Origin of the sequence: Bradyrhizobium sp. (assembly GCF_036009065.1) — a bacterium.
In the GTDB taxonomy this organism is placed as follows: Bacteria; Pseudomonadota; Alphaproteobacteria; order Rhizobiales; family Xanthobacteraceae; genus Bradyrhizobium.
The window spans coordinates 1-8,732 of record NZ_DASYMN010000211.1; the positions used below are offsets into that span (position 1 = coordinate 1).

Genomic DNA, 8,732 nt, shown 5'->3' on the forward strand with positions numbered 1-8,732 from the left:
GCTGGTGGCCAAGGTGGAGCGCCGGGAGGTGCCGCGCCCTACGTCACTGGGCGCGCGCGGTGCCTTGCCGCGCGAGGTGGGTACGTTAATCCCGCCTCAAGGGGTGCCCGCTGGTGCCCTGGCGCCTCCCGCCGCTCCATCCCCTCGCTTGGGTTCGCGAGGGACTGGCAAACCTCGGACGCATTGCGCCGCGAGAACGCGAAAGTGTGGCTGTTTGAAATTCGAATGAGGAACGCAATCCCGTGTCCTGGGCGCGATGCAGCGCGCAGCTCTTGCGAAGCGCTGCTTCGCAGAACCGGGACCCCGGTTACTTCGAGTCGCAAGCGACACCCGTCCCCATGTGCGGCATCCGATGTACGCCGGCACGGGGCTGTTCTTTGTCGGCATGCCGTTGCTGCTGGGATCGTGGTGGGGCGTCATACTGGCGCCGCTGTTCGTCGGTTTGTTCGCGATCCGCGCAGGCATCGAGGAACGCGCGCTGCTCGCCGGCCTGCCGGGCTATGCGGACTATGCCGCAAGGGTGCGCTACCGCCTGGTGCCTGGAATCTCGTAGGTGGGTTGAACGAGACTGAAGTCCGCGAGTTAACATCGCGGCGACAATTGCCAGGAGACCGGCGATGCCCGAGTCAAAAACCTACACCGGCGGCTGCCATTGCGGCCAGGTGCGGTTCGAATGCACCGGCGATCTTGCCATGGTGACGGCATGCAACTGCTCGATCTGCACCAAGAAGGGCCTGCATTTCACGTTTCTGGCGCCGAAGAGTTTTCAGCTCCGCGCCGGCGAGGAGAACCTGAAAGAGTACCTGTTCAACAAGCACGCCATCCGCCACCAGCTCTGCATCGACTGCGGCGTCGCCGTATTCGCACGCGGCAAGAAGCCTGATGGCGCCGAGGTGGTGGCGCTGAATGTGAGCTGCATCGACGGTATCGATCTGGCGAAGCTGCAGATGACGCCGATCGACGGGCGGAACATGTAGTCTCGGTTCGTCATGGCCTGTCCCGGCCATCCACGTCTTGGTGCCGCCTCGGAAGAAAGACGTGGATGCCCGAGACAAGCCCGGGCATGACGGAGACTGCACCGGTCGCCTGCCCATCTACAGATCCAGCTCCTTGTAGCGCCGAAAAATGCCTTCTTCGTTGAAGGGGATGCGGCGGTCGCTTTCGAGATACGCCTTGATGTTGGGCCGCGCGGCGACGCGGTCGTGCAGATTCACCAGCTTCGGTATCTCGCGCTCGAATTTCTTCATGCGTTTTGGAAACGCGTAGCGCAGCCCTGCCACGATCTGGAACAGCGACAGGTCGACGTAAGTCGCACGGCGGCCGGTGGCAAACGTGCCGCCGCTGTCGCTCACCAGCCGCTCGATATAGCCGAGATATTTCGGCACCCGCTCGTCCCAGAAATCTTCCGTGCGCTTTTTCGCCGGTCCGCGCTGATCTTCGTAATACAATGACGGCCCGAGCGGATGATGGGTGTCGTGAACCTCCAGCACGAAGTCGGCGATGGTAAGCTGCAGCTGATGCACCCACAGCCGTCCGGCCTCGGCCTTCGGCGCAAGGCCATGGCGGGAGCCTAGATAGAGCAGGATGTTGGCGGTCTGGCCAATCACCAGCCTGCCGGCTTTCAGGAACGGCGGCGCGAATGGCGCCCTGCCGCCCGCCTCCATCATCCGCGACATCGCCGCCATGCCGCCTGGCCCGCGCACGACGTCGTCATAGTCGGCGCCGGCGTCCTCCAGCGCGAGCCGGACATATTCGCCGCGGCCCTGGATGGTGGGCCAGTAGTACAGCTGGTAGCGCATGCAAAGCCCTTGCCACAACGAAGGCGTCATCCTGAGGTGCTCGCCGTCTTCGGCGAGCCTCGAAGGACGAGAGACGGGTGTATGCGGCCATCCTTCGAGGCGCGCAAGAGCGCGCACCTCAGGATGACGGCGGCGGTTGCGGCTACGACGTCAGTTCGCAGCGAAACAATAAAACAGCCCGTCGCCGCCGGTGCTCTTCAAATCATTCTGCGAGCAGCCGCCATCGGGGCCGCGCGAGGGATGCGAGCTATTCCAGGATTTCGAGGCGTCGTCGTCGCGAAGGCCGATGCGATCGGAATGGCCGACCATCGCCGCGCCTTGCGTGCTGCTCGTCCAGTTCCTGCAGGTGCGGTCGTCGGCCGCGGCGAACGCGGTGCCGTCCGGCTGCGATCCGGTCAGCACGTCATGGCGATTCGGCGTATCGCCGCGGCCGTTGATGACGTCACCCTTCTCGCTGAGCGCGGTCTGCTGGGTGAGATTGTTGGCGCCGTGCAGCTCGGCGACGTCCTTGGCGACCACCGCGCCCTTGGCGTTCTGCCACGGCCCCTTGCCGATGCGGTCGCGCGCGTTCTCCGCCGGCTTGCCGTCGGCGCCTTGCGTCGAGAGGTAGGCGCGCCAGGTTTTGGCACCCGCGCCGGCCGCCTGTGCCAACGTCTGGCAATAATTGTCGGCGCCCAAGGCCGCCGAGATTGCCGCCGTTGCCGATGCCGGTGCTGGTGAGGAAGAACGTGGTGCCGGCGCCTTGCGCATGCACAGGCTGCGGCGCGGCCGAGACGATCGCGATCGCAGCTATCGCAAGCCATGCGCCCGGAACAATTTTGAAACGTGGAAGCATCGAATTCCTCCCGATTTGTTTCGATCGGCCGGTTCGTTGACCGGCGCGCAACAAATCAACCCGCGGCATCCGGCATTATTCCCGGTCCGTGATGGCGGCGGCCGCAAAGAAAAAGCGCCGCGGAGTAAGCCGCGACGCTTCGTATTCAAGATGGCAGGTGGATCAGGCCTGCTGGATCGCCGAGAGTTCCCAGTTGGCGCCGCGCGGCCGCACGAAGGTCCACACTTCCGTGGCCTCGGTGGGTTGATCGCTGCCTTCGACCAGGCGGCCGCTGGCGCGGTCGATGGTCTTGTCGACCAGCCCGAACCGCATCGCCACGCTGGCGTAGTCGGTATCGCCTTCGCGCCAGGCTTCCGCGAGGTCGCCCTGCTGCAGTTTCACGTCGGAGACCTTGTTGACCACGCCGCGGGCGTTATTAGCCTGCAGGTCCTGCGTGAAGTAGGACACCATCTCCGGAGAGGCCAGCGTATGCAGCTTTGCGATGTCCTCGTTCGACCACGCGGCCTGGACGTCGCCGAGCAGGCGTTCGAAGGCCTCGTAGTCGCTGGGGCCGATCTCGAGCGGCGCGCTGCCGGATCCGAGGCCAAAGCCCGATCCACTGCGGAAGCTCGCCAACGGGCCGGCACCGGCGGTCGGTCCGGCTCCCGGTGCCGGGCCGGCATAGGCCGAGGCGGGGGCGTTGCGGCGCTGCCACCATTTCATCGCCAGACGAACGACGATGATGATCAGGCCGATCTGGAGAATCAGGCCGAAGATCGATGCCATGCCACCGAGCCCGCTGAACAGTCCACCGCCGAACAGCATGCCGAGCAGGCCGGCGCCGAGGAAGCCCGCGGCGAGGCCGCCGAGCATGCCCATGCCGGGCCGGTTGAAGAAGCCGCCCTTGGCGGCGCCTCCGGCTGCAGCCGTGCCCATTCCGGGACTGCCTGGCTGCGTCATCGTGCGATTCATCGGCTGCGCCGCGTTTGGCGCGGTCGAGGTGCTCGGTGGAGCCGAGAAGGTCCGGCCGCCTCGCGAGCCCGAGTTGCTGCCGCCGCCAACCCGGGCATCAGCCGCGGAGATGGCGAGCATCAATGGTAACGCCAACGATAGAACGACGGCGATCATCTTGACCATGCCGCGTGTGCGCTGCGTAAAATTCATAGTTTTTCCCTCATTCCCCGGCAGGGGGAAGCGCACCTAAGATGGGCACGGCTGCCCAAAAGTGAAGCGCCCATGACGACGCAGGGCTGCGGCGCTGCGTCGCGGGGAGAGACCCTCTCTGGTGTCCCGGACGCAGCGCAGCGCGCCGCTCTTCGCGGCGTGGTGCGCTGCAGAGCCGGGACCGTAACAGAGCACAAAGTTCGTGATGGTCCCGGCTCTGCGGAGCGGCATGAAGAATGCCGCACCGCGTCCGGGACACGAGCGTGCCCTCAACCCGGCGCCATGGTTTGCTTGACCTTCTCGACCAGCGCGCTGAGTGCGAACGGTTTTGCCAAAAAGGCGAACTGCTCATTCTCGGGCAGGCTCTTTTCGAAGGCATCCTCGGCGTAGCCGGAGACGAAGATGATCTTGAGATTGGGGTTGCGCGTGCGCATCTCCCGCAGCAGCGTCGGCCCGTCCATTTCCGGCATCACCACGTCGGAGACCACGAGATCGACGGCGCCGTTCTTTTCATCCAAGGCCTCCATCGCCTCGACGCCGTTGGAGGCCTCGATCACGCTGTAGCCGCGCGAGCGCAGGCCGCGCGCGTTCAGCGAGCGCAGGCCCTCCTCGTCCTCGACCAGCAGGATGGTGCCCTGCCCGGTCAGGTCGGCCGCGCGCTTGGGCTCCGCTGGTTCTTTGGCGGCACCATTGGCGGCATCCGGCTGCACCTCCGCCTCGGCATGGTGCCGCGGCAGGAAGATGCGGAACGAGGTGCCTTGGCCTTCTTCAGAATCGACATAGACAAAACCGCCGGTCTGCTTGACGATGCCGTACACCGTCGACAGCCCGAGGCCGGTGCCCTTGCCGACTTCCTTGGTCGAGAAGAACGGCTCGAAAATCTTGTCGACGATATCGGCCGGAATCCCGGTGCCGGTGTCGGTGACGTCGATCCGCACATAGTCCGCGGCCGGCATGCCCTTATAGGAGAGCTTTTCGGATTCCGGTGTGGATACGTTGACGGTGCGCACCGTCAGCTTGCCGCCCTCGGGCATGGCGTCGCGCGCATTGACGGCGAGGTTGACGATCACCTGCTCGAATTGCGACAGATCCGCTTTCACCGACCACAGGTCGCGCGCGTGCTGGATTTCCAGCGCCACCTTTTCTCCGATCAGCCGCTTCAGCAGCCGGTCAATGTCCGACAGTGCTTCGCGAAGATCGAGCACCTGCGGCCGCAATGTCTGCTTGCGGGAGAATGCCAGCAATTGCCGGACCAGCGTCGCCGCGCGGGTGGCGTTCTGCTTGATCTGCATGATGTCCTGGAACGACGGATCGGTCGGCTTGTGGGCGTTGAGCAGGAAATCGTTGGCCATCATGATGGCGGACAACACGTTGTTGAAGTCGTGCGCGATGCCGCCGGCGAGCTGGCCGACCGTATCCATCTTCTGCGCCTGATTGATCTGGCTCTCCAGCCGGCGCCGCTCGGTGGTTTCCAGCATGTAGACGATCGCCGCCTCGCTGTCGTTTTCCTCGCCTTCGACCGCGGTGACGAAGAACTGCCCCCAGCGCTCCCTGTTGCCTTCGAGCATCGCCTCGACAGGGGCAATATCGCCGTGCCCTTCGGCGGCCTGGTTGATGGCGGCAATCAACCGGCCGCGATCGCGATCATTCACCGAGGCGAGAATTGATTTGCTGACCGCGCCATTATCATCGAGACTCTGCGCCAGCTTGGCGAAGCGCGCGTTGGCGCGCACCACCGCGCCCGACTTGTCGACGGTGGCGATCGCCATCGGGGTGTGATCGAAGAAGCGCATGAAGCGCACTTCCGCCGCGCGCTGCGGATCGAGCCGCTCGTCGCGAGCGCGGCTGATCACCAGCGTGCGCGACGGGCCGGGCACGCCGTCGGCGCCGAAGGCGAGCTTGTGATAGAGCCGCACCGGCATGGTCTTGCCGCTGCGCATGCGCAGATCGATGTCGAACACCTCTGTTTTCACTTCGCCGGGCGCCGGCACGATCGAGGTGAGCAGCGAGGCGCCGTCGCCCGACACGACATCCGTCAGCTTCAGCCCGCCATTGCCGATCTCGGCCAGATCGTGATCGAGCCAGTTCGCCAGCGTGGCATTGACATAGACGAGGTTGCCGGCGGCATTGACCGAGAAGAAGCCGCACGGCGCGTGATCGAGATATTCGATGGCGTGCTGCAGTTCCTGGAACACGTCTTCCTGCCGCTCGCGGTCCCGCGTAATGTCGGCGATCGTCCACACCGCGTATTTCGCCTCGCGCTTGGATTGGCCGAGCGGGCGCACCCGCATCCGCAGCCAGCGGCCGTGGGCCCCCTCGCTGCCGGCGACGCGGACCTCCTCCTGCTGGCGTTTGCCTTCGCGCGCCGCCTTGAGCAGGCGGAACACCGCCTCCGATACATCGGGGTTGCCGATGAACACGCGCTCCACCGGACGGGCCTCCTGCGGCGTCGCGGCCCCCGTCAGCGCCAGATAGGCGGCGTTGCTGTAAACGACATGTCCGCGGGAATCGGTGACGGCGAGCCCGTCGAACGCATGATCGGCGATCGGGCGCATGATCGGATCGTCCGCAATGCGGTCGGCGAAACGGATGATGCCGGCGGCGAACGCGAACAGGTTGAACAGCCCGACCATGGCCAGCAGCGCCAGCAAGCCCAGAATATAAGGTTGCGCCTGCACCCGGCCTAATGTCATGAACGCCACGGCGGCGGCTACGATGGCGCCCGCGACCAGCAATACCAGTACAATGCTGCCGCTGCGCCGTGCCGGCTCATGCACCGGAGGCGGCGGCAGATCGTTGTCGGGCTCAGTGGTCATCGAACGGGCCGTGGCCTCTCGAAACGGGTAAAATGCGCGCGCAGGCGATAACTCCTGAGTGCCTGAATCGACCCCATCGGCGCAAGCACATCGTAAGGTTATTTCGGCTCATTTCGCCCTTTCGGCGCGCGCAGGGTGGGCAAAGGCGCTCTTGCGCCGTGCCCACCATCTTGATCCGGATGCGCGCGCCTGAAATGGTGGGCACGCCTCCGGACGCGTTCGCGTCCGGCGCCTTGCCCACCCTACCGATCGCTCACACCCTTCGTCCGGAAAGCCCGCGCCTCAGGCCCATCACATAACCGATGATTTCGGCAACGGCGTGATAATGCTCGACCGGGATCTCGTCGTCGATCTCGACCGTTGCGTGCAAGGCGCGGGCCAAGGCTACGTTTTCGACGATCGGAATATCGTGCGCCTTGGCGACTTCCCTGATCTTGAGTGCGATGGTGTCGACGCCCTTGGCGACGCAGACCGGCGCCGACATGCCGCGGTCGTAGGACAGTGCCACCGCATAATGCGTCGGGTTGGTGATGATAACGGAGGCTTTGGGAACCGCGGCCATCATCCGCTTCTTCATGCGCGCATGCCGCAGCTGCCGGATGCGGGCCTTGATGTGCGGGTCGCCTTCCGACTGCTTGAACTCCTCCTTCATTTCCCGCAGCGACATTTTCTGCCGCTCGAACCATTGCCGGTACTGGAAGAAATAATCCGCGATCGCCACCAGCGCCAGCAGCGCCACCACGGCGCCCAGCAATTGCAGGGTCAGCGTGGTGGTCACGCCTAAGATCGCCGCCGGGTCGAATCGCACCATTGCATCGAGGCGATGCCGCTCCGGCCACAGGATCGCGGTCATCACGACGCCGAGCGCCGCGACCTTGAAAACACCTTTGGCGAAATTCGCCGCCGCCTGCTTGCCGAACACCCGCTTGGCGCCGGCCAGCGGTGAAATCTTGCTCAGCTTCGGCTTCAAGGACTCGCCCGACCAGACCAGCCGGTGCTGCACCATGTTGCCGGCGATTGCCGCGATCATCAGCAGCAGCAGCGGCACCCCGAGGGCTGCGATGAGCGCGATCCCAAGGCTTTGCGCCAGCGCCAGCAGGCCGGGTCCGTCGGCGTGGATCATCCAGGAATTGGCGACAAGGTTGCGCAGCGGCATCAGGATTCCGCCGCCGATCGATCCGGAGAAAGTCGACAGCACCAGCGTGGCGCCGGCGATCATGAACCAGGTGTTGACCTCCTGGCTCTTGGCGACGTCGCCGCGGTCATGGGCATCGTCGAGGCGTTTTTGCGTCGGGTCTTCTGTTTTTTCCGCGGCGTCGTTCTCGTCGGCCATCGCTTCAGCTCCGCGGGATCAGTTGGTGCATGACGCCGATGAAGTAATCCATGTAAGTGCCCATCATGGTCGTCAGCACCGCGGCGAAGATCAAGAAGCCGGCGAGGATCGCCAGCGGCACGCCGACGAAATACACCTGCATCTGCGGCATCAGCCGCGCCAGCACGCCCAGCCCCATGTTGAAGACGAGGCCGAACACCAGAAAGGGCGCGGCCAGTTGCATGCCGATCTTGAAGGCGGCGGCGAAGGCGCGGGTCGCCAATGCGGCGATATCGCCGCTCGGCACGAATTCGCCGGGTGAGAAGATCGCGTAGCTGTCGTTCAGCGCCGCGATCACGAGATAGTGGGTGTCGGTGGCGAACAGCAGCGTCAGTCCGAGGATGGTGAGGAAATTGCCGATCAGCAGGCCCTGCTGGCCTTGAGTGGGATCGACGGCGGTAACAAAACCGAGCCCCAGCTGCTGGGCGATCACCGAGCCCGCGACCTGAAGCGCCGACAGCGTCACCCGCGCGGTGGCGCCGAGCACGACGCCGATCACGATCTCAAGCACCAGCATCACCATCAGCGGCGCCATCGACTGCATGTCGATGGTGTAGGCGGCGCGGTGCAGCGGCAGGATGATCAGCGTCAGCGCCAGCGCGATCGCGAGCTTGATGCGTACTGGGATGTTGGTCTCGCCGAACCCCGGCAACAGCATCACCATCGCGCCGATGCGGGCGAACACCAGCATGAAGGCGGCGGCAAGTGCGGGAAGCAGCGAGATGTCGATACGCATGATTCAGCCGCACTGTGCATCACCCGCCGAT

The 8,732-nt window shown here is 64.9% G+C and carries 6 protein-coding genes and 2 pseudogenes; 2 read left to right on the forward strand and 6 right to left on the reverse strand.

Features of this window, described 5'->3' with window-relative positions; translation table 11 throughout:
• Nucleotides 1-337: 337 nt before the first annotated feature.
• Together VGP39_RS13065 and VGP39_RS13070 are read left to right on the forward strand one after the other, a co-directional pair.
• Nucleotides 338-553: pseudogene (locus tag VGP39_RS13065) on the forward strand (methyltransferase family protein); the annotation flags it as partial.
• A 64-nt stretch (nt 554-617) separates the two neighbouring features.
• Nucleotides 618-977 carry a GFA family protein gene (locus tag VGP39_RS13070; protein ID WP_327568528.1) on the forward strand — a complete coding sequence of 120 codons (360 nt, stop codon included), beginning with the start codon at nt 618-620 and terminating at the stop codon, nt 975-977.
• Nucleotides 978-1,094: 117 nt separating this feature from the next.
• Here VGP39_RS13070 and VGP39_RS13075 read toward each other — a convergent pair whose 3' ends face one another.
• The 6 genes and pseudogenes from VGP39_RS13075 to fliR all read right to left on the reverse strand — a co-directional run bounded on the left by VGP39_RS13075 (nt 1,095) and on the right by fliR (nt 8,701).
• Nucleotides 1,095-1,799: a glutathione S-transferase gene (locus VGP39_RS13075; protein ID WP_327568529.1), complete on the reverse strand. Its 705-nt coding sequence runs from the start codon at nt 1,797-1,799 to the stop codon at nt 1,095-1,097.
• 150 nt (nt 1,800-1,949) lie between these two features.
• Nucleotides 1,950-2,634, reverse strand: a pseudogene (locus VGP39_RS13080) (lectin).
• Nucleotides 2,635-2,796: 162 nt separating this feature from the next.
• The gene (locus VGP39_RS13085; protein WP_327568530.1) at nt 2,797-3,777 is read right to left on the reverse strand and encodes a Tim44 domain-containing protein; all 981 of its coding nucleotides are present in this window, start codon (nt 3,775-3,777) and stop codon (nt 2,797-2,799) included.
• A 269-nt stretch (nt 3,778-4,046) separates the two neighbouring features.
• A complete protein-coding gene (gene cckA, locus VGP39_RS13090) occupies nt 4,047-6,593 on the reverse strand; it encodes a cell cycle histidine kinase CckA (protein ID WP_327568531.1) in 2,547 nt (848 codons plus the stop codon).
• A gap of 253 nt (nt 6,594-6,846) precedes the next feature.
• Nucleotides 6,847-7,926, reverse strand: coding sequence for a flagellar biosynthesis protein FlhB (gene flhB / locus VGP39_RS13095; protein ID WP_327568532.1), 1,080 nt, complete (start codon nt 7,924-7,926; stop codon nt 6,847-6,849).
• Between the two features lie 4 nt (nt 7,927-7,930).
• Nucleotides 7,931-8,701: a flagellar biosynthetic protein FliR gene (gene fliR / locus VGP39_RS13100; protein WP_327568533.1), complete on the reverse strand. Its 771-nt coding sequence runs from the start codon at nt 8,699-8,701 to the stop codon at nt 7,931-7,933.
• Nucleotides 8,702-8,732 lie beyond the last annotated feature (31 nt).

What these genes read in the sequence shown, in the direction of transcription:
- VGP39_RS13070 (WP_327568528.1), top strand. Translation starts at nt 618, where the DNA reads ATGCCCGAGTCAAAAACCTACACCGGCGGCTGCCATTGCGGCCAGGTG.
- VGP39_RS13075 (WP_327568529.1), bottom strand. Translation starts at nt 1,799, where the DNA reads ATGCGCTACCAGCTGTACTACTGGCCCACCATCCAGGGCCGCGGCGAA.
- VGP39_RS13085 (WP_327568530.1), bottom strand. Translation starts at nt 3,777, where the DNA reads ATGAATTTTACGCAGCGCACACGCGGCATGGTCAAGATGATCGCCGTC.
- cckA (WP_327568531.1), bottom strand. Translation starts at nt 6,593, where the DNA reads ATGACCACTGAGCCCGACAACGATCTGCCGCCGCCTCCGGTGCATGAG.
- flhB (WP_327568532.1), bottom strand. Translation starts at nt 7,926, where the DNA reads ATGGCCGACGAGAACGACGCCGCGGAAAAAACAGAAGACCCGACGCAA.
- fliR (WP_327568533.1), bottom strand. Translation starts at nt 8,701, where the DNA reads ATGCGTATCGACATCTCGCTGCTTCCCGCACTTGCCGCCGCCTTCATG.